We start from the raw sequence: 15972 nt of genomic DNA, 5'->3' as shown, positions 1-15972 counted from the left end.
ACCGGTTGATCGGCCCCGCACCGCGCCCCTATCGTCCTGCCTGCCCAGTCGTCCGAGTGAGGATGTGCCGTTGTACACCGTGTGAGACACCCCGAGCGCTGAATCGTCGCGCGTCGCGCCCTGTGCGCCGCGCTCCTTCTTGCTGCGGACTTCTCACTGAAACCGGTGTACTTCTGTGCTCAATAGCTGGGTGGTCATGCCCACCTGCCTGCCGCTCGTTCGGCGTCGCTGCCACACCTGCGCCTCTGACCACTTCCGGGCGAACGGCAAGATCCGTGTCAACGCCCACCACAAACGCCTCGACGTCTGGCTCCTCGTGCTCTGCTCCGGCTGCGGACGGACGGCGAAGCTCACCGTCCTGGAGCGGGTGAACGTGCGCTCCGTACGACCCGACCTGCTGGACCTGCTGCACGCCAACGACCTCGCCCTGACAGCCGAGTTGCTGCAAGAGCCGGCCGTGCGGCGCCGCAACCGCATCGCCCTCGACTGGAACGGCGCCTGGCGTCTGGACACCGGCGGCCCGGCCCATCTGGACCGCGAGGTGATCGACGTCTCGGTGCGCTTCGCGGCCCGCGTCCCGGTCCGGCCGGTGCGTCTGATCGCCGAAGGATGCGGTCTGCCGCGGGCCGAGGTCGAGCGGCTGATCGGGGAGGGGAGGCTCGTCTCCGCGGTCCGGCTGGGCGGGAAGGTCTCCGGCGACTTCACGTTCACGCTCAAACGCTGACCGGCGTGGGCGGCCGAGCCGCTTGAGCGGGGGCGCCGTGGGTCAGGCGTGGGACGAGGAGTGCGGTGGGCGGATCGCGGTGGCCAGATACGCCGCCGTGGCGCTCCCCTCGGCCCGCGCCACCTCCCCCGGTGCCCCCGCCGCCACGATCCGCCCGCCCGCGTCCCCGCCGCCCGGGCCGAGGTCGATCACCCAGTCCGCGCCCGCGACGACGGACATGTCGTGCTCGACCACGATGACGGTGTGCCCGGCGTCGACGAGCCCGTGCAACTGCCGCATCAGGACCTCGACGTCGGCCGGGTGGAGCCCGGTCGTCGGTTCGTCGAGGAGGTAGAGGGTGTGGCCGCGCCGCCCCCGCTGCAACTCGCTGGCGAGCTTGATGCGTTGGGCCTCGCCGCCGGACAGTTCGGTGGCGGGCTGGCCCAGCCGCAGATAGCCGAGGCCGACGTCGAGGAGCGTGCCCAGGCTGCGGGCGACGGCCGGGGTGCCGGCGAAGAACTCCGCCGCACTCTCCACGGTCAGGTCCAGCACCTGGGCGATGTTCCGTCCCCGGTAAGTCACGTGCAGCGTCTCGGGGTTGTAGCGGGCCCCGCCGCAGGCCGGGCAGGGAGCGTAGGTGCTCGGCAGGAAGAGCAGCTCGACGCTGACGAACCCCTCGCCCTGACAGGTCTCGCAGCGCCCGCCGGCCACGTTGAACGAGAACCGGCCGACTCCGTAGCGGCGTGCGCGGGCCTCCTCGGTGGCCGCGAACTCCTTGCGTACGACGTCGAAGAGGCCGGTGTAGGTCGCCAGGTTGGAGCGCGGGGTGCGTCCGATCGGCCGCTGGTCGACGGAGACCAGCCGACCCACACCCGCCAGATCCTCGGTGATCTCGCCGATGAGCGTGGACTTCCCGGACCCCGACACACCGGTGACCGCCGTCAGGACGCCCAGCGGGAACTCGGCCGTCACCCCACGCAGGTTGTGGCGGGAGACGGGACCGACCTTCAACTGGCCGCGAGCGGAACGCACTTCACGTACGGGCGTGGGCCGGCGGTCGAAGAGGAAGCGTGCCGTCTCCGACTCCGCGAGCGAGGCCAGCCCCGCCACCGGCCCGCTGTAGAGCACCTCACCCCCGTGCTCCCCGGCGCCCGGACCCACGTCCACCAGCCAGTCCGCGCCGCGCACCACGTCCAGGTGGTGCTCCACGACGAACACCGAGTTGCCGGCTGCCTTGAGCCGCGCCAGCACGGTCAGCAGCGCCTCGGTGTCCGCCGGGTGCAGTCCGGCGGAGGGCTCGTCGAGGACGTACACGACTCCGAACAGGCCCGAACGCAACTGGGTGGCGAGGCGCAGCCGTTGCAGTTCACCGGCCGAGAGGGTGGGGGTGGCGCGGTCGAGGCTGAGGTAGCCGAGGCCGAGTTCGAGGACGGGGGCGATCCGGGAGGCGAGGTCGTCGGTGAGGACACGGGCGGTCTCGCCGTCGGCCACCAGGTGGCCCATGAGCTCCGTCAGCGGCAGCCGCGCGAGGTCGGCGATGGTCCGCCCGGCGAAGGTCACCGCCAGCGCCTCCGGGCGCAGCCGGCTGCCGCCGCAGGCCGGGCAGGGCGCACTGCTGAGGAACCGCTCCGCCTTCGCCCGCAGCGTCGGGCTCTTGGAGTCGGAGAAGGTCTTCATCACATACCGCCGGGCGCTCATGTACGTGCCCTGGTACGGCCGTTGGATGCGATCGGCGTCCCGTACCGGGTGCACGGTGACGACCGGCTGCTCGTCGGTGAACAGCACCCACTCCCGCTGCTCGGCGGGCAGCTCCCGCCAGGGCCGGTCCACGTCGTACCCGAGCGCCTCCAGGATGTCCCGCAGGTTCTTGCCCTGCCAGGCGCCGGGCCACGCGGCGATCGCGCCCTCCCGGATCGACAGCGACGGATCGGGGACCAGCAACTCCTCGGTCGTGCCGTGGACTTGACCCAGGCCGTGGCACTCCGGGCAGGCCCCGGCCGCCGTGTTGGGGGAGAAGGCGTCCGAGTCGAGCCGCTCGGCCCCCGGCGGGTAGGTCCCGGCCCGGGAGAACAGCATCCGCAGGGAGTTCGAGAGGTTCGTGACCGTACCGACCGACGATCGCGACGTCGGTGCGGAACGCCGCTGCTGGAGCGACACGGCCGGCGGCAGCCCCGTGATCTCCCCGACCTTCGGCGCCCCCACCTGATGGATCAGCCGCCGGGCGTACGGCGCCACGGACTCGAAGTACCGCCGCTGCGCCTCCGCGTAGATCGTCCCGAACGCGAGCGACGACTTCCCGGACCCGGAGACCCCCGTGAACACGGCCAGCACATCCCGTGGAATGTCGACGTCCAACCCCTTGAGGTTGTGCTCCCGGGCGCCGCGGACTCGGACATAAGGGTCATGTGGGTGGTGCATGGAGAGGAACTCTAGTCGGAGGCGATCGCGGCCAGCCGCCGGTAGGAGTCCAGCAGCGCGTCACGGTCGTACGTGCTGGTGGTGACCAGGAGTTCCTGGGCGCCCGTCTCCTTCAGGACCGTCTCCAGCTCGTGGGCGACCTGGTCCTCGGTGCCCGCGATGTGGCCGGTGAGGCCGGACTCGTAGAAGCCGCGCTCCCTGGCGGTGAGGGGGAGGGCCTCCACGCGCTCGGCCGGAGGCAGCGGCGGGAAGGTGCCGTGGGTGCGGGAGTGGGCCATGGACCAGGCCTCCGGGATCAGGAGGCGGTGGGCCTGGTCCGGGGTCGCGGCGACCGCGACGGTGCCGGAGATGACGACGTACGGCTCGGCGGCCCAGGGGGAGGGGCGGAAGTGGGTGCGGTAGTGGTCGATGCCGCGCCGCATCTTCTCGCGGTTGCGGAGGTCGCCGATGACCATGGGCAGGCCGGCCTGGGCCGCGATCGTGGCGCCCTCGCCCATCGCCAGGACGAACGGCGGCACCGTCAGGCCCTCCGTAGGCCGGGCGTGCACGCCGGTCGGGGAGGTGCCGCGGAACCAGCCGAGCAGCTCGTCGAGCTGGGCGGCGAAGTCGTCGGCGTCGTCCTTGTCCCGGCCGAGCGCCTTGCGGACGCCGTCGGTGAAGCCGACCGAGCGGCCGAGACCCATGTCGATACGGCCGGGGAAGAGGGACTCCAGCACGCCGAACTGTTCCGCCACGACCAGCGGGCGGTGGTTCGGCAGCATCACGCCCCCCGTCCCCACGCGGATCGTCCGCGTCGCCGCGGCCACGGCGGCGGCCAGCACGGTGGGCGCGGAGCCGGCGACCCCCGGCACCCCGTGGTGCTCCGAGACCCAGAAGCGGTGGTACCCGAGCGCCTCCACCTGCTGCGCGAACCGCACGGTGTCGCGCAGCGCCTCCGCGTTCGAGTGGCCCTCGCGGGTGCGGGAACGGTCGAGGACGGAGAGACGGGTGGTGGCGAGCGGGGAAGTCACACGAGGTGCAACGTCGCGGGAGCCGTGGCATTCCCGGCGCCACCCGGGGTCACCGCGCGGACACGGCGTGTTCGTGCTCGCAGGCGTCGTCGATGCCGTAGGTGTCCCACGCCGGGAAGGGGTCCGGGAACGGCGCGCTCTCACCCGGGGACAGGAGGCAGGCCGTGAGGGCCCCGTGCAGTTCCGCCGCGTTCAACCCCGTGCCGATGAAGACCAGTTCCTGCGCGTACGGTGCGTCTTCGTCGCGCGCGGCCGACGGCTCGAAGCGGGCCACCGAGCCGGCCTGGGACCACAGGCCCGTGACGTGCGGGCGGCTGGCCAGGGTGAAGAAGCCCTTGGAGCGCAGGATGCGGCCGTAGGCGCCGCTGTCCATGTCGTCACTGACGAACGACCACAACCTGGCGGGGTGGAAGGGGAGTTCGGAGCGGAAGACGGTGGAGGAGACGCCGTACTCCTCGGTCTCGGGAACATGCTCGCCGTTGAGTTCCTGGACCCATCCGGGCGCCTGCTGGGCGCGGTCCAGGTCGAACAGGCCGGTGCCGAGGACCTGGTGGAGGTCGACCCGGCCGTGCCGGGCCTCGACGATCCGGGCGACGGGGTTGAGTCTGCGCAGGGCGGCGTGCAGCCGGGCGGCGGCGTCCTCGTCGACCAGGTCGAGCTTGTTGAGCACGATCACGTCCGCGAACTCGACCTGGTCGACGAGCAGATCGCTGACCGTGCGCTCGTCGTTCTCGAAGGGGGCGAGGCCCCGCTCGGCGAGTTCGTCGCCGCTGTCCAGCTCGGGCAGGAAGTTGGCGGCGTCCACGACCGTGACCATCGTGTCCAGGGCCGCCACGTCCCCGAGCGTGGCCCCGTCGTCGCGGGCGAAGGCGAACGTGGCCGCCACCGGCATCGGTTCGGAGATGCCGGAGGACTCGATGAGAAGGTGGTCGAAGCGGCCCTCACGGGCCAGCCGGTCCACCTCCTGGAGCAGGTCGTCGCGGAGGGTGCAGCAGATGCAGCCGTTGGTCATCTCGACCAGGCGCTCCTCGGTCCGCGACAGCGCGGCCTCGCCGCCCCGCACCAGCGCGGCGTCGATGTTGACCTCGCTCATGTCGTTGACGATCACGGCCACCCGCAGGCCCTCGCGGCCCGCCAGGACATGGTTGAGCAACGTGGTCTTGCCCGCTCCGAGGAACCCGGACAGAACGGTGACCGGGAGCCGGTCGTGGGACGGGGGCAGGTCGTGGGACGGGGGCAGGTCGTGGGACGGGGACGGCATGCGGGTTCAGCCCTCGGGGCGCAGCAGGCCGCGCTCGTAGGCCTTCACCAGGTTCTGCGGCACGAGGTGACGCACGCCGTCGATCGTGACGGGCACCAGCGACGGCGTGGTCGCCTTCCACTGCGCGCGGCGGTGGCGGGTGTTGCTGCGGGACATCTTCCGCTTCGGGACAGCCATGACAGGGGACCTCCTCGGTGGGACGGCGAGCGAGCACCGAGGACGCTACATGAAAATGGATCCCATTAACAATTGCGGAGGGCGGAGGGCGGAGGGCGGAGGGCCGAGGGCCGAGGGCGGTGGGCGGTAGGCCGTGCGCGGTGCGCGGCCACGGCGGTGAAGAGTGCCGGGTTCTAGGGTGGGGCGCGTGACCGACAGCAGAAAACGCCCGCTCGCCGTGTTCGACCTGGACAACACTCTCGCCGACACGGCCCACCGGCAGCGCTTCCTCGAGCGCAAGCCCCGCGACTGGGACGGCTTCTTCGCCGCCGCTCCTGAGGACCCGCCCCTTCCGCAGGGCATCGCCCTGGTCCTGGAGAGTGCCGAGGAGTGCGAGATCGTCTACCTCACCGGCCGGCCCGAACGCTGCCGCCGGGACACGCGGGAGTGGCTCGCCGCACAGGGGCTGCCCGAGGGGGACGTCCACATGCGGCGCGACCAGGACCGCCGGCCCGCCCGGCGCACCAAGCTGGAGATCCTCCGCCGCCTCGCCCGCACCCGCGAGATCCGGGTGCTGGTGGACGACGACGAACTCGTCTGCGAGGACGCCGAACGGGCCGGTTTCACCGTCGTACGGGCGCGCTGGACCGCCCCCTCCGCCACGCTGGAGACCGCGCAGGAGCGGGAGGGGCGGACCTGAGGCGCCCGGGAGGGGCGGACCTGAGACGCCCCGGAGGGACTGAGGCGCCCCGGCGAGACTGAGGCGCCCGGGAGGAACCTGAGGAGCCTGGCGCGGACCTGAGCGGCCCGCTCAGCCGACCAGGCTCGTCAGCGTCAGCCCGACTCGTCCAGGCGGAAGCCGACCTTCAGCCCCACCTGCCAGTGCTGGACCTGTCCGTCCTCGATCTGACCCCGCACCTGGGTCACCTCGAACCAGTCGAGGTTCCTCAGGGTCTGCGAGGCCCGGCTGATGCCGTTGCGGATCGCCTGGTCGACGCCGTCGGGCGAGGTGCCCACGATCTCGGTCACCCGATAGGTGTGATTCGTCATGGGTCCACCGTGCCCCAGGTGGCGGCGGAGCGCGAGACGTACGTCATCGCACCCTGCTCAACGACAGCGCGAACCGCCCCTGTTCGTCCGTCCACCAGTGGGACAACTCCAGCCCCGAGTCGGCCAGTTCGGCGCGCACGCCCTCCTTGCGGAACTTCGCCGACACCTCGGTGCGCAGCTCCTCGCCCGCCGCGAAGTCCACGGCGAGGTCCAGGGCGGGGATCTTCACGGTCTGCGCGGTACGGGAGCGCAGCCGCATCTCGATCCACTCGTTCTCCGCGTCCCAGAGCGCCACGTGGTCGAAGGCCCCGGGGTCGAAGTCGGCGCCCAGCTCGCGGTCGACGACCGTCAGGACGTTCTTGTTGAACTGAGCCGTCACCCCCGCCGCGTCGTCGTACGCCGGGACCAGCACGTTCTCGTCCTTGACGAGGTCGGTGCCGAGCAGCAGGGCGTCGCCGGGGGAGAGCAGGGCGCGGACGGAGGCGAGGAACTCGGCCCGTTCCGCCGGGAGCAGGTTGCCGATCGTGCCGCCCAGGAACGCCACCAGTCGGGGCCCCGGTGTCTCGGGCAGGGTGAGCTCGGCCGTGAAGTCGGCGATCAGGGCGTGGATCTCCAGCCCCGGCCGCTCCTCGGCCAGCGCCTGCCCGGCCTGGGTGAGGGCGCTCTCGCTGACGTCCACGGGTACGTAGGTGTGCAGCGCGGTGAGCGCGTCGATAAGGTGGCGCGTCTTCTCCGAGGAACCGGAGCCGAGTTCGACGAGGGTGCGGGCTCCGGTCGCCGCCGCGATCTCGCCGGCGCGCGCGACGAGGATCTCCCGTTCCGCGCGGGTCGGGTAGTACTCGGGCAACTCGGTTATCCGGTCGAAGAGTTCGCTGCCGTGGGCGTCGTAGAACCACTTCGGCGGGAGGGTCTTCGGGCTGCGGGTCAGGCCTTTGAGGACGTCGGCGCGCAGGGCGGCGTCCGTGGCGTCCTCGGGCAGGGTGCGGGTGAGAAGGAACGGACTCAACGGCGGGGCTCCTTCAGTGGTTCCATGGACGGTTCCTTGAGAGGTGTCAGCAGGACATCCGTGCCGCTCGCCGCGAGGAGTGTGCGGTCGGGGACCTCCCGCCAGCGCGGATCGTCGTCGTAGGGCTCGGAGGCGACCACCGTGCCGTGCGGGCCGGTGCGGTACCACAGGGTGTCGCCCCAGGTGGTGGCGGCGATGGACGCGCCGTTGGTGAGCAGCAGGTTGAGCCGGGAGCCGGGGGCGGCCTCGGCGACCTCCAGGACCGTGTCGGCCAGCGCCTGCCCCACCTCGTCGCCGGCCCGCAGCCGGGCGAGGACCAGGGCCCAGACGAACGCGGAGTCGTTGCGGGCCTCCATCGCCAGCAGGTCCGCGGCGGGCAGGGTCCGGGTCAGCGGCGCCAGGGAGCCGGGCCAGCCCTTGACGGCGCCGTTGTGGCTGAACAGCCACGGCCCGCTCGCGAACGGTGCCGCGGCGGCCTCGGCGTCCGCGCCCGCCAGGGTGGCGTCGCGGACCGCGGCGAGCAGCGCACCGGTCCGTACCACCCGGGCCAGGTCCGCGAAGGACTGGTCCGCCCAGATCGGTCCGGCGCGACGGTAGCGGGCCGGTACCGGGTCGCCCTCGGCGTACCAACCGACCCCGAAACCATCGGCGTTGACCGTGCCGTGCTTCTGGTGCCGCGGTGCCCACGACTGCCGGTACAGGCTGTGCGGCGGCTCCACGAGGAGGGCGCCGAGGGGTTCGGCGGTTCCCAGGTAGGCCAGGTGACGGCACATCAGACGCCCTCCGCGGACCGGGCGGTGCGGAAGCCGGAGAAGATCTGCCGCCGGATCGGGTAGTCCCAGTTGCGGAACGTGCCCCGGCAGGCCACCGCGTCCACGGCGAAGGAACCGCCGCGCAGCACCTTGTACTCGGGGCCGAAGAACACGTCCGAGTACTCCTTGTACGGGAACGCCTCGAAGCCCGGGTAGGGCAGGAAGTCGCTCGCCGTCCACTCCCACACATCGCCGATCAACTGCCGTACACCGAGCGGGGACTCGCCCTCCGGGTAGCTGCCCGCCGGGGCCGGGCGCAGATGGCGCTGGCCCAGGTTGGCGTGCTCGGGCGCCGGGTCGGCGTCGCCCCACGGGTAGCGCATCGAGCGGCCTGTGGTGGGGTCGTGGCGGGCGGCCTTCTCCCACTCGGCCTCCGTGGGCAGCCGCCGCCCGGCCCAGCGGGCGTAGGCGTCGGCCTCGTACCAGCTCACGTGCACGACCGGCTCGTCGGGCGGGACGACCTCGGTGACCCCGAAGCGCCGGCGCAGCCACTGGTTCCCGTCCCGGCGCCAGAACAGCGGGGCGTCGATGTCGTGCTTGCGGATGTGGTCCCAGCCCGCCGGTGTCCACCACCGCTGCACCCGGTAGCCACCGTCGTCGATGAACTCCTGGTACGCCTCGTTGGTGACCGGAGCCGTGTCGATGTGGAACGGCGCCACCTCCCGCCGGTGTGCCGGGCGTTCGTTGTCCAGCGCCCAGGGCTCGTCGGAGGTGCCCATCGTGAACGGCCCGCCGGGGACGAGGACTTCGGCCGGGCCGGTGTACAGCGGTGCCGGCTCCGGATCGGGGGCGGTGAGAGCCTGGGGGCCCTTGCGGAGCTGATGGGTGATCAGCATCGTCTCGTCGTGCTGCTGTTCGTGCTGGGCGATCATCCCGAAGACGAAGCCCGCCTCCGTGAGCCGCGTGCCGTGGAAGGCGGTGGACTCCAGCAGGTCCAGCACCCGGCCGCGCACCTCCGCCGCGTACCGCCGAGCCTCGTCCGGCGGCAGCAGCGGCAGCTTCGGCCGCTCCGCGCGCGGGTGTTCGAAGGCGTCGTAGAGGCCGTCGATCTCGGGACGCATCGCCTCCCGCCCGGCGACGCCCCGCAGCAGCCAGATCTCCTCCTGGTTGCCGATGTGCGCCAGGTCCCACACCAGCGGGGACATCAGCGGTGAGTGCTGGGCGGTGAGGTCGGGGCCGTCCACGCAGTCGGTCAGCAGGGTCGTGCGGTCGCGCGCGGTGGTGAGGGTGTGCAGCGCCCGGACGCGGAGCGTCTCGGCGTCGTCGGTCATGAGAGCGAGTCCTTCCCGTGCAGCCGGTCCAGCAGATCGTCGGCGGGGCAGCGGCCCTTCAGGACGTACTGCTCCAGGTACGCCGAGACGGCACCCGTGACCTCGGCGGTCGCGCCGAGCCGGGGCAGGGCGTCGAGGGCGGCCGTGAAGCACTCGACGGCCACGTCCCGCAGTTCGGGGTCGCCGAGGCCGGTGCGGGCCGCGTCCAGCCACAGCGGGTTGTGCGGCGCGGGCAGCCCCAGCGCCCGCTCGGCCAGCGGCTTCACCGCGCGGTAGGCGGTCTCGGCGGCCTCGGCGTCGTCGAAGAGCGCCGTGGTCACGGCGAGCGGCACGATCCAGCCGTCGTCGCCGGGCTGGGCGTCGATCATGCGCAGTTCGAGGTGACCGCGCGGTCTGACCGGCGGGAACAGCGTGGTGAGGTGGTAGTCGAGGTCCTCGCGGGTCGGCGGCCGGGGGCTCGCGGAACGGGTCCACTCGCGGAAGGTCATGCCGTCCGGGACGTCCCAGGCGCGGTCGTCCCGGCGGATGCACATCACCGGGGCGTCCAGCACATGGTGGGCCCAGGCCGCGCGCGGGTCCCCGTCGAGCGGGGGAGCGCCGGCCCGCTCGGCGCCGATCTCCATCCACAGCAGCTGCCGGGTGGAGACCCAGCCGGTGGGCTCGCCGTCCGCGAGGGGCGAGTTGGCGAACGCCGCGACCAGGACCGGGCCCAACTGGTGGGCCAGCCACCAGCGCCGCCCGTGCCCGAGCGGGCCGGGCTCCTCGTGGCCGGCGTCCAGGGACACCTGCACCGAGGCGGAGGTGCACATCATGGCGCGGCCGGCCGGGCCCGTGCGGTCGAGACAGGTCTCCATCGCGTCGTAGCGGGGTTCGCGCAGATACCGGCGGGGCGTGTGCCAGGGGTCGTTGCCGACGCCGACGAGGCCGAGACCGTGCCCGGCGAGCGTCGCGCGGACGGCGTCCAGATCGGCGGAGACGGTGCCCACGCACTCCATCAGGGAGGCGGCGGGCGGCGAGCTCAGTTCCAGCTGGCCGCCGGGCTCGACGGTGAGCGCCGAGCGCAGGGGCACGGTCCGCAGGGCGGCATAGGCCGCCTCGAGTCGTTCGGGTGTGACGGGGAGCTGCGGCCGGCGCAGCTCGTGGACGAGCCATTCCACCTCGACCCCGACGGTGCGGGGCGGTCCGGTCTTGAAGCAGATGCCCCTGACCAGGGCCTCCACCTCGGCGGCGGACAGAGCGGTGCGGGGCTCCGTACAGTCGCTGGAGTCGGTTACTGAATCGGACATGCCAGGATCCTCCTGAGATTCCACCATGCCACCGGCCCGGATGATGGTGGCCGGACCGGCATCGCTCGTCCCACCCAAAACCCTCGGAGCGAATCGCACAAGGGTGCACATCCCCGCATTAAGGGCTGACGATCTCCGTTTCCTCTCCGTTGGCCCGGTGTTCCCGGGGCCCGGAAATTCCGTTGCACCGCCTGACCAGCATCGCCCACGATGCCTGCATGAGCACGACGGGGGAGCGCGCACGGCGCGCGGTCGAGGCGCCCACGGGGGTGGCGCCATGAGCGCGCGCCTGCGGGGTATCGCACAGCAGACGGAGCAGATCGTCGAGGCGGGGCGCTACCGCGCGGGTGACGGGCGCGAGGTCTCCCTCGCGGCGCGGATCGAGGCCGCGCGGGCCGGTACGCGGATGTACGGGCCGGAGCCCGTGCCGGTGCCCGAGGTCCCGCCCGCGGACACGTGCGTCGAGGTCACCGGCGAGAGCAGCCTGGGGGCCGCGCGACGGCTCGGGGGCGTCCCGGCCGTACTGAACTTCGCCTCGGCCCGCAATCCGGGCGGCGGCTACCTCAACGGCGCCCAGGCCCAGGAGGAGGCCCTGTGCCGGGCCTCCGCGCTCTACGCCTGCGTCCGGGAGGTCCGGGCGTTCTACGACCACCACCGGACCCACCGCGATCCGTTCTACACCGACCGGGTCATCCACTCACCGGCCGTGCCCGTCTTCCGCGACGACCGCGGCCGCCTCCTCGACGAGCCGTACGACGCCGGGTTCCTCACGTCCGCCGCACCGAACGCGGGAGTCGTCCGGCGTACGGCGCCGGAGCGCGCGGCCGAGCTGCCGCACGCCCTGGCGACACGCGCCGAGCGGGTGCTGGAGGTGGCCGTCGCCGAGGGCTACCGGCGGCTGGTGCTCGGCGCCTGGGGATGCGGGGTGTTCCAGAACGACCCGGCGCAGGTGGCGGGCGCGTTCCACGCGCTGCTGGGGCCGGGCGGACGGTTCGCGGCGGCCTTCGAGCACGTGGTGTTCGGGGTGCTGGACCGCACGCCCGGGACCGTGATCCGAGCCGCCTTCGAGAAGACCTTCCAGCGCTGAGACCTGTCAGGTCCAGCCGTAGCGCTCGTGCAGCCGCTGCCTGACCAGGTTGAACCGCATCCGGTCCAGGGCGCAGGCCTCCCGGCGCATGCCGGCCTCGTGGAGCCGCAGGATCCGGTCGACGGCGCCCCAGGAGTCCCGCCCGGTGCGGTCCCAGGGCCCACTGCCGATCGCCACCCACTCCCGGTCGCCGTCGTGCCGCCTGCTGGACAGCTGTACGGCGAGGAAGGTACCGGCGGCCTCCCGGGCGACGACCAGCACGGGCCGGTCCTTGCCGCGCCCGTCGTTCTCCTCGTAGGGCACCCAGGTCCACACGATCTCACCGGGGTCGGGGTCGCCGTCGTGAGCGGGGGAGTACTCGGTGCGCACCCGGCCCACCTCGCGGGGGTCGGCCTCGGTGGTGGCGGAGCGGCCCGAGCGGCCGGGAATGTTCTCATCGGTAGACGCAGTCACGGGGGCACCTTAGAGGCTGCCCCCGTGACGGTCGGACCAGGGCCTACTGGTCGTCCACCGGCACCTTCCGGGCCGGCGGTGTCGCGTTGCCGTTGAGGGCCGAAGTCCCCGCCGGGGTCTGCCCGTCCTGGTTCATGGACGCCAGCAGCTGACGGGCCAGGCCCAGACCGGTGCCGCCCATCGTGAGCGCCTTGGCGAACATGTCCGCCACGCCGTCGGCACCGTTGAGGACCACCATGTTGTCGACGTTGCCGAACGCGGACGCGCCCGCCCGGACGATCTCCGGCCAGTTCTCGGCGAGTTGCTGGGCGACCACCGCCTCCTGGTTCTCGGCGAGGGCGGCGGCCCGCGCCTTGATGGCCTCCGCCTCGGCGAGTCCCTCGGCCTTCGTCGCCTCGGCCTGCGCGAGCCCCCTGGCCTGGGCCGCGGCGGCCTCGGCCTCACCGGTGGCCCGGGTCGCCGCCGCCATGGCCGTGCCGCGTGCCGTGGTCGCCTCGGCCTCGGCGCCCGCGGCCGTCTTGACCCGGGTCGCCTCGGCCGCGGCCGCCAGTTCCGTCTCCTTCGCCTTGGCCTGCGCCGCCGAGATCCGGGCGTCGCGCTCGGCCTCGGCGATGGTGCGCTTCTCGTACGCCCTCGCGTCCGCGGGTTTGCGTACATCCGCCTGGAGCTGCTGCTCGGTGCGCTGCGCCTCCAGTTCGGCGACCCGGGTCATCTGCACGACGACCTCCTGCCGGGCGGCGGCGTCGGCGAGCGGTCCGGCCTGCTGGGCCTTGGCGGCGGCCTTGTCGCGCTCCGCCTGGTAGCCGGCCTGGAGGATCTCGCTGTCCCGGGTGGCCTCGGCCATCCGCGCGAACGACTGCTGCTCGGCCTCGGTGGCCAGCCGGTTCGCCTCCGCCTGGGCGATCCGCGCGTCCCGCTGGACGGCGGCCGCGTGCGGCATCGCCAGGTTCTGGATGTAACCGGTCGGGTCCTCGATCTCGTGGATCTGCAGCGAGTCCACGATCAGGCCCAGCTTCTCCATCTCCGTCCCGCACGCGGCCCGCGTCTGCCCGGTCAGCTTCTCCCGGTCACGGATCATGTCCTCGACCGTCAACCCGCCCACGATGGACCGCAGATGACCGGCGAACACGTTGTGCACCCGCTCCGACATCAGCTTCTGCTGGTCCAGGAAACGCCGTGCCGCGTTGGCGATCGACACGAAGTCGTCGCCCACCTTGAAGATGACCACGCCCCGCACCTTCAGCGGAATGCCCTGGTGGGTCACGCAGTCCACGTGCAGCTCGGTCTCGTTGAGGTCCAGCGACAGCTTGCGCACCGCCTGCACGCCGGGCAGCACGAGCGTGCCGCGCCCCGTGACGATCCTGAAGCCCATGCCCTCCTCGAGGCCCTCGGTCCTGTGCTTGGAACCGGAGATGATGAGCGCCTCGTTGGGCTCGGCCACCCGCCACATCATCTTGAACACACCGATCAGCGCGAGGAAGGCGGCTACCGCAATCCCCGCGACGACGCCGACGACCATCGGCATTCGCCCCCTTTGGATGGTGCCCTCTCGGCACCGAACGAAGGGAGTGTGCGCCTCGGCGGGGCCCGGGTACAGGCTCTTGCCGTTCCTTGTCACAACCTTGACGCGGAACGCCCTCACCTGCGGCTGAGCACGCTCAACTGTCGTACGCGGACTGGACGTAGACCGTTCTCGGGGCCTGGTACTCCACCACCATCACCACCGTGCCGCGCTCGATGCGGTCGGTGCCGGTGGCCGGGTAGGCGAGGAAGTGCTCGGCGCCGCCGCGCACGCGGACGATCACCTCGCCGACGAGCCCGGGTCCGACCGTTCCGGTGACCCGTCCCATGAGCCCGACCATCGGCGCATCGTCCATGGGCACAGGGTAAGGGGCGAACACCGTCACGCGGCCGGGGAGTCCGCCGCGTTGTGCCGCACCGGCGGCCACGCCTCGTGCCAGCGCAGCTCCGCCTCCAGCTGCGCGGCCAGCGACAGCAGCAGTGGCTCGCTGTGGGCCGGGCCGAGCAACTGCGCGCCGACGGGGAGCCCTTCGCCGACCAGACCGGCGGGCACGTTGACACCCGGCCAGCCCAGCACGTTCCACGGCCAGGCGTAGGGACAGGCCGCGATCATGGCCCGGTCGGTGGCGAACCCCCCGAGGCCGAGCAAGGCGCCGATCCGGGGTGGGGGCGCGGCCGTGGTGGGGGCGAGGACCACGTCGTACGAGGTGAAGAAGGCTCCGATACGGCCGTGCAGGACCGCCTCCGCGCGCCGTGCCGCCCGCAGTGGCGCCCCGCCGAGCAGGCGTCCGAGCCGGGCGGCGTCCCGGGTGCGCCGGTCGAGCAGGGCAGGGAAGGGCGCCTCGCCGACCCGTTCCGCGATGCCGGCCGTCGCGCGCGGGACGAAGGTGAGCCCGATCTGCCCGTAGGGCGGGTCCGCCTCCTCGACGGTGTGCCCCAACGCGGCCAGTTTCTCGGCGAGTTCGACGACCTTAGTCCGTACCGCCGGTTGCAGGCGGGCGGGCACCGCGGTGAACGGCGGTTTGAGGGCGAGCGCGATGCGCAGCCGGCCGGGGTCGCGCCCGACGGCGTCGACGGCGTTCACGGCGGGCGGCCGGTGCGGGTCGAGGGCGTGGTTGCCGCTCGCCGCGTCCAGCAGGAGGGCCGCGTCGGCGACCGTGCGGGCCAGGGTGCCGTTGACGGTGATGCCGTGGAAGGACTCGCCGCGCGGCCAGGTGGAGACGCGGCCGCGCTGCGGCTTGATGCCGACGAGATGGGTCCAGGAGGCGGGGATGCGCACCGATCCGGCGCCGTCGGAGCCGAGCGCGGCCGGGACCAGCCCGGCGGCGACGGCGGCCGCCGAGCCTCCCGAGGAGCCGCCGGGGGTGTGCTCCGTGCTCCAGGGGTTGCGGGTCGCGCCGAAGGCGGGTCCCTCGGTGAACGGCCACTGCCCGAACTCGCAGGTGTTGGTCTTGCCGACGACGACGGCCCCGGCCGCGCGCAACCGCCGTACCGCTTCCCCGTCCTCGGCCACCGCCGGGAACTCGCCCTGGCAGCCGAACGCGGTGGGTTCCCCTGCCACGTCCATGTCGTCCTTGACGGCGACCGGCACCCCGAGCAGCGGGGCGCGCGCCCCGGCGGCCAGTCGCTCGTCGGCCGCGTCGGCCTCGGCGAGCGCCGCCTCGGCGCGGACGATCCGGAAGGCGTTGAGGGTGGGCTGGGTCGCGTCGATCCGTGCCAGTGCCCGTTCCACGAGGGCCCGGGACGTCACCTCCCCGGCGGCCAGCGCGCGGGCGGACTCCGCGAGGCCTGCGGCACGATCGAGCGCCATGGGAACTCCTCGTCTCCGGTTGTTGCCGGTCGTATCCAGTCGTCTCCGGGAGCGCGTTGTCTACCGAACGGTAACCTCGGGAAGCGGTTGCCCGGAACGCCTCGAACCGGACCGGATCCAGCCACCGG

The 15972-nt window shown here is 72.7% G+C and carries 16 protein-coding genes; 3 read left to right on the top strand and 13 right to left on the bottom strand.

What is annotated here, in order from left to right; all coding sequences use genetic code 11:
* Positions 1 to 175 precede the first annotated feature (175 nt).
* Positions 176 to 724, top strand: coding sequence for a DUF1062 domain-containing protein (locus ACZ56U_RS18665; protein WP_469085092.1), 549 nt, complete (start codon positions 176 to 178; stop codon positions 722 to 724).
* A gap of 42 nt (positions 725 to 766) precedes the next feature.
* On the opposite strand, the gene ACZ56U_RS18660 is transcribed toward ACZ56U_RS18665, so the two are convergent.
* From ACZ56U_RS18660 to rpmF, 4 genes are read right to left on the bottom strand one after another with little or no spacing between them, the layout of a single operon-like run.
* Positions 767 to 3121, bottom strand: a complete 2355-nt coding sequence (locus tag ACZ56U_RS18660; RefSeq protein ID WP_469085091.1) for an ATP-binding cassette domain-containing protein — start codon at positions 3119 to 3121, stop codon at positions 767 to 769.
* A gap of 11 nt (positions 3122 to 3132) precedes the next feature.
* Complete coding sequence (locus ACZ56U_RS18655) at positions 3133 to 4131, bottom strand: LLM class flavin-dependent oxidoreductase (protein WP_469085090.1); 999 nt, start codon at positions 4129 to 4131, stop codon at positions 3133 to 3135.
* Between the two features lie 49 nt (positions 4132 to 4180).
* A complete protein-coding gene (locus ACZ56U_RS18650; protein WP_469085089.1) occupies positions 4181 to 5392 on the bottom strand; it encodes a GTP-binding protein in 1212 nt (403 codons plus the stop codon).
* Between the two features lie 6 nt (positions 5393 to 5398).
* Positions 5399 to 5569 carry a 50S ribosomal protein L32 gene (gene rpmF, locus ACZ56U_RS18645; protein WP_353691126.1) on the bottom strand — a complete coding sequence of 57 codons (171 nt, stop codon included), beginning with the start codon at positions 5567 to 5569 and terminating at the stop codon, positions 5399 to 5401.
* Positions 5570 to 5756: 187 nt separating this feature from the next.
* Here rpmF and ACZ56U_RS18640 point away from each other — a divergent pair, with 187 nt between their 5' ends.
* Positions 5757 to 6248, top strand: a complete 492-nt coding sequence (locus ACZ56U_RS18640) for a phosphatase domain-containing protein (protein WP_469085088.1) — start codon at positions 5757 to 5759, stop codon at positions 6246 to 6248.
* A 134-nt stretch (positions 6249 to 6382) separates the two neighbouring features.
* On the opposite strand, the gene ACZ56U_RS18635 is transcribed toward ACZ56U_RS18640, so the two are convergent.
* The 5 genes from ACZ56U_RS18635 to egtA are packed head-to-tail and all read right to left on the bottom strand — an operon-like array spanning position 6383 to position 10973.
* A complete protein-coding gene (locus ACZ56U_RS18635) occupies positions 6383 to 6598 on the bottom strand; it encodes a dodecin (protein ID WP_469085087.1) in 216 nt (71 codons plus the stop codon).
* A gap of 43 nt (positions 6599 to 6641) precedes the next feature.
* Positions 6642 to 7604, bottom strand: a complete 963-nt coding sequence (egtD, locus tag ACZ56U_RS18630) for an L-histidine N(alpha)-methyltransferase (protein WP_469085086.1) — start codon at positions 7602 to 7604, stop codon at positions 6642 to 6644.
* Positions 7601 to 8377 carry an ergothioneine biosynthesis protein EgtC gene (gene egtC, locus ACZ56U_RS18625; RefSeq protein WP_469085085.1) on the bottom strand — a complete coding sequence of 259 codons (777 nt, stop codon included), beginning with the start codon at positions 8375 to 8377 and terminating at the stop codon, positions 7601 to 7603. The genes egtD and egtC overlap by 4 nt, the downstream gene beginning before the upstream one ends.
* Positions 8377 to 9687, bottom strand: coding sequence for an ergothioneine biosynthesis protein EgtB (gene egtB, locus ACZ56U_RS18620; protein WP_469085084.1), 1311 nt, complete (start codon positions 9685 to 9687; stop codon positions 8377 to 8379). The genes egtC and egtB overlap by 1 nt, the downstream gene beginning before the upstream one ends.
* Positions 9684 to 10973 (bottom strand): ergothioneine biosynthesis glutamate--cysteine ligase EgtA, encoded by a 1290-nt coding sequence (egtA, locus tag ACZ56U_RS18615; protein ID WP_469085083.1) that lies wholly within the window; start codon positions 10971 to 10973, stop codon positions 9684 to 9686. The genes egtB and egtA overlap by 4 nt, the downstream gene beginning before the upstream one ends.
* 277 nt (positions 10974 to 11250) lie before the next feature.
* On the opposite strand from egtA, the gene ACZ56U_RS18610 reads away from it, so the two are divergent.
* On the top strand, positions 11251 to 12060 hold the full coding sequence (locus tag ACZ56U_RS18610) for a TIGR02452 family protein (RefSeq protein WP_469085082.1): 810 nt from the start codon (positions 11251 to 11253) through the stop codon (positions 12058 to 12060).
* 6 nt (positions 12061 to 12066) lie between these two features.
* Here ACZ56U_RS18610 and ACZ56U_RS18605 read toward each other — a convergent pair whose 3' ends face one another.
* The 4 genes from ACZ56U_RS18605 to ACZ56U_RS18590 form a co-directional block, all read right to left on the bottom strand.
* Entirely contained in the window at positions 12067 to 12513 is a 447-nt protein-coding gene (locus ACZ56U_RS18605; protein WP_469085081.1) for a type II toxin-antitoxin system PemK/MazF family toxin, read from the bottom strand.
* A gap of 43 nt (positions 12514 to 12556) precedes the next feature.
* Positions 12557 to 14038, bottom strand: coding sequence for an SPFH domain-containing protein (locus tag ACZ56U_RS18600; RefSeq protein WP_469085080.1), 1482 nt, complete (start codon positions 14036 to 14038; stop codon positions 12557 to 12559).
* A gap of 133 nt (positions 14039 to 14171) precedes the next feature.
* Positions 14172 to 14390, bottom strand: a complete 219-nt coding sequence (locus ACZ56U_RS18595; protein ID WP_391238756.1) for a hypothetical protein — start codon at positions 14388 to 14390, stop codon at positions 14172 to 14174.
* A 26-nt stretch (positions 14391 to 14416) separates the two neighbouring features.
* Positions 14417 to 15844, bottom strand: a complete 1428-nt coding sequence (locus tag ACZ56U_RS18590) for an amidase (protein WP_469085079.1) — start codon at positions 15842 to 15844, stop codon at positions 14417 to 14419.
* Positions 15845 to 15972 lie beyond the last annotated feature (128 nt).

Source organism: Streptomyces sp. NPDC034103 (assembly GCF_055575395.1).
The sequence above is the reverse complement of the archived record's forward strand: the minus strand, read 5'-3'. Positions and strand labels throughout refer to the sequence as shown.

What these genes read in the sequence shown, in the direction of transcription:
- egtC (WP_469085085.1), bottom strand. Translation starts at nt 8,377, where the DNA reads ATGTGCCGTCACCTGGCCTACCTGGGAACCGCCGAACCCCTCGGCGCC.
- egtB (WP_469085084.1), bottom strand. Translation starts at nt 9,687, where the DNA reads ATGACCGACGACGCCGAGACGCTCCGCGTCCGGGCGCTGCACACCCTC.
- ACZ56U_RS18660 (WP_469085091.1), bottom strand. Translation starts at nt 3,121, where the DNA reads ATGCACCACCCACATGACCCTTATGTCCGAGTCCGCGGCGCCCGGGAG.
- ACZ56U_RS18595 (WP_391238756.1), bottom strand. Translation starts at nt 14,390, where the DNA reads ATGGACGATGCGCCGATGGTCGGGCTCATGGGACGGGTCACCGGAACG.
- ACZ56U_RS18650 (WP_469085089.1), bottom strand. Translation starts at nt 5,392, where the DNA reads ATGCCGTCCCCGTCCCACGACCTGCCCCCGTCCCACGACCTGCCCCCG.
- ACZ56U_RS18600 (WP_469085080.1), bottom strand. Translation starts at nt 14,038, where the DNA reads ATGCCGATGGTCGTCGGCGTCGTCGCGGGGATTGCGGTAGCCGCCTTC.
- ACZ56U_RS18590 (WP_469085079.1), bottom strand. Translation starts at nt 15,844, where the DNA reads ATGGCGCTCGATCGTGCCGCAGGCCTCGCGGAGTCCGCCCGCGCGCTG.
- egtA (WP_469085083.1), bottom strand. Translation starts at nt 10,973, where the DNA reads ATGTCCGATTCAGTAACCGACTCCAGCGACTGTACGGAGCCCCGCACC.
- rpmF (WP_353691126.1), bottom strand. Translation starts at nt 5,569, where the DNA reads ATGGCTGTCCCGAAGCGGAAGATGTCCCGCAGCAACACCCGCCACCGC.
- ACZ56U_RS18635 (WP_469085087.1), bottom strand. Translation starts at nt 6,598, where the DNA reads ATGACGAATCACACCTATCGGGTGACCGAGATCGTGGGCACCTCGCCC.
- ACZ56U_RS18610 (WP_469085082.1), top strand. Translation starts at nt 11,251, where the DNA reads ATGAGCGCGCGCCTGCGGGGTATCGCACAGCAGACGGAGCAGATCGTC.